This window comes from Nitrososphaera sp., from assembly GCF_050748925.1.
In the GTDB taxonomy this organism is placed as follows: Archaea; Thermoproteota; Nitrososphaeria; order Nitrososphaerales; family Nitrososphaeraceae; genus Nitrososphaera.
Window position 1 is genome coordinate 1 of record NZ_JBOGQF010000194.1, and the last position, 2482, is coordinate 2482.

Sequence of the window (2482 nt, forward strand, 5' to 3'; positions counted from 1 at the left end):
GGCATGTACTGCGGGTTCATCATGCCAATTCTTAATTTAAAGTCGCCCTCGACTTCGCAGCAAGACCTCATCAGCTGTGCAAGGTCGGAACCCATGTCGCGGCCATAGCAGCCGCTGTCTGTCGACGTGAGCCACACCTCCTTGCAGCCTTCTTCGACGTCGTGGCGAACCTGCCTCACGATGTCGCCGACGCGGTAGCTGTGGAGCCACCCCTTGGCGTTTTTGGTCTGGCAAAAGGTGCACTCGCTCATGCACCCGCTTGCTATCTCGACTATGCTGATGACCGGGTTGATGCGCATGCGCGGGAGGCTGACCTTGTCCTGCGCGGAATCCGCAAGCATCACCAGCCGGCTGCCTGCGAGTGCCGACCCCACCACCTCGGCCGCGCTGTCGATCGAGTGAGGTCCCATCAGGCTTGCGTGTGGGTTTAATGACTCGACCTTGGCCCTGTCGGCCTTGGGCAGGCACCCTGCCACCACCAGAGGCTTGCCCGTTTTGCCCAGCTGCTTTATCCGGTGGACCATCTTGTGCTCTGTCGTGTCCTTGACTGAGCAGGTCACGATGAGGTTGAGGGCGCCCTCCTTTCTGCTCGACGCAATTTCATAGCCTGCCTCCTTTAGCTGGCCGGCTATCATCTCCGAGTCTGCCATGCTCGCCGAGCAGCCGTACGCCTCGATCCACACCTTGCTTTTAGGCTCTGCCTTTTTCAAGAGCTTCAGCGACTCGATGAGCCCTGGCTTGAGCGACCGGACGTACATTATAGTGAATTGTCAGCCGGCAATGCTTTAAAAATCATGTTGTTGCAGAATGGCGTTTTAGCGGCAGGATTGTCGCAGCATCAGGCCTTTTTCTGGGACCAGACCTCTGACAGGATGGCGACGTACGTGTTGACGAGCTCGCCGGACTCCATGTTTTGCCGGTTCTGCTCCATGTCGTTGCCAAGGGCCACCGTGAAGGGTTTTGGCAGCTTTAGGTGCTCGTTCATGTATATCAAAAGCGAGTAATACATCAGCTTCATGACGCCGTCCCGGTCACCGGTCAGCTTCATGCTGTCCATCAGGTTTGAGGCGACGAGTGAGAACTGGGGCGACAGCATCGCCTTTTCGCTGTCGAGCCTTATGGCGCCCATGTAGAGCAGGTCTTCTATGGCAGAGGCGATCTGCTCTGTCCTGTCAGCAGACAATGCCGTTACTTGTTTGCCATGCTATTTTAGATTGCCTGCCACCACTGCCTTATAGCTTGCAATCAGGTCAGGGTCGATTACTCCCTGCACGACGTACGGCTGGCCGCTTGACAGCTTTATGTCCATCGCCACTGCGCTGTACGGGATGTCGAACTGCTCGATCTTTTGCTGATCGTCGCTTTCAAACGCCTTGCTGCAGCCATTTTCGCACGAAAAGCCGTAGATCTTTACTATTTTTCGGTGGCCGCCGCCGGCAGCCCTGCCGCCTGCCGAGCCGCGCGACTCTTCCACCATCATGATGAAAATTTCGTTCTTTGCTGGCGCGTCCAGCAGGACGTCGCTCTGCGCGATTATCAGCTTGCGCTGCGGCAGCTGCAGTATGGCGTCGATAGTGTCCATATGCGTCTCTTCAAAACGCGCCGGTATTTATTGCCCGGCACAATAGATATAACGCCTCGGCGAGAAATGTCAGCCATGGCTCGAACTCTCTCATCGCCGCAGGTGTTAAAGACGGGCATGGGTGCCCCCGCGTTCACGCTCAAGGGCGTCGACGGCAAGATGCACTCGCTTTCGCAGTACGGCAGCAGGGCGACGCTCGTAATATTCATGTGCAACCACTGCCCCTTTGTCAAGGCGCGCATAAACGACGTCATCGCGCTTCAGTCAAGATTCAAGCCGTCGGAACTGCAGGTCATCGGGATAAACAGCAACGACCCGTCCTACCAGGACGAAGGCTTTGACAACATGATCAAGTTTTCCAAAGAATACAACGTCAACTTTCCGTACCTGATAGACGACAGCCAGCAGGTTGCAAAAGCCTATGGCGCCGTGTGCACGCCCGACCCGTTTCTTTTCGTCGACGGCAAGCTGGCATTCCACGGCAGGATAAACGACGCGATGGAGCCGGAAGCCAGCCCGACGGTCCCGGTGATGGAAAACAACGTCAGGGCCCTCCTCGCAGGCAAGAAACTAGAAAAGGATTTCGACCCGTCCATCGGCTGCTCGATAAAGTGGAAGGGCTAGCCGTACTGGAAGGCTATTCCCTTTTCTCCCCTCGGGTGGCGCCACTCGGTCTCCTTGGCGCATGTCCCGCACTCTATGCAAGCTTCGTGCTGCAGGACCACCTTGCCGTCTTCAAGGAGGTAGCAGTTTGTCGGGCACAGGGTGACCATCTTTTTCATAAACTCGGCCTCCGGCCTGGTCACCTTGATATGCGACTGCCTGTCGTCGTCGTATTTTAGCTTTGCAATGCGCTGGGCGAGGGTCGGGATTGTGGGTCTGTATGACGCGGTTACCGCC

General features: G+C 56.7%; 3 protein-coding genes and 2 pseudogenes. 1 reads left to right on the top strand and 4 read right to left on the bottom strand.

What is annotated here, in order from left to right; translation table 11 throughout:
- The 3 genes and pseudogenes from ACREAY_RS11320 to ACREAY_RS11330 all read right to left on the bottom strand — a co-directional run.
- Nucleotides 1-758, bottom strand: a pseudogene (locus ACREAY_RS11320) (tRNA (N(6)-L-threonylcarbamoyladenosine(37)-C(2))-methylthiotransferase); the annotation flags it as partial.
- Between the two features lie 80 nt (nucleotides 759-838).
- Complete coding sequence (locus ACREAY_RS11325; protein ID WP_431755877.1) at nucleotides 839-1183, bottom strand: hypothetical protein; 345 nt, start codon at nucleotides 1181-1183, stop codon at nucleotides 839-841.
- Nucleotides 1184-1204: 21 nt separating this feature from the next.
- A complete protein-coding gene (locus ACREAY_RS11330) occupies nucleotides 1205-1582 on the bottom strand; it encodes a hypothetical protein (protein WP_431755878.1) in 378 nt (125 codons plus the stop codon).
- 75 nt (nucleotides 1583-1657) lie between these two features.
- Between ACREAY_RS11330 and ACREAY_RS11335 the strand changes: the two genes are divergently transcribed.
- Nucleotides 1658-2206: a thioredoxin family protein gene (locus ACREAY_RS11335; RefSeq protein WP_431755879.1), complete on the top strand. Its 549-nt coding sequence runs from the start codon at nucleotides 1658-1660 to the stop codon at nucleotides 2204-2206.
- On the opposite strand, the pseudogene ACREAY_RS11340 reads toward ACREAY_RS11335, so the two are convergent.
- Nucleotides 2203-2482: pseudogene (locus tag ACREAY_RS11340) on the bottom strand (electron transfer flavoprotein); the annotation flags it as partial. The gene ACREAY_RS11335 and the pseudogene ACREAY_RS11340 sit on opposite strands and share 4 nt — an antisense overlap.